Raw genomic sequence first — 237 nt, forward strand, 5'->3', positions numbered from 1 at the left:
CAGTGATACTTATGAATTTTATGCTTCGGAAAAAGGGAGCGAAAGACACCATCAGATGTTATTATCACATCTTAATAATGCAATATCACGATCAATAGAGCAAATAAAGACCAAAACATATACTCACCTACATTTGATCGCTGAAAAATTAAAACGCCGTTCATTGGTATTTTTGTTTACGGATATGTTTCAGAGTGATGCAGAGGAAGAAAAGTTATTTCAGGCATTACAGCATTT

Annotated in this window: 1 pseudogene; it reads left to right on the plus strand. The window is 33.8% G+C overall.

Annotated elements, in window-relative coordinates:
- Window positions 1-237, plus strand: a pseudogene (locus tag ACY2RS_RS15880) (DUF58 domain-containing protein); the annotation flags it as partial.

It is taken from the genome of Patiriisocius sp. 208BN25-11 (assembly GCF_058147145.1).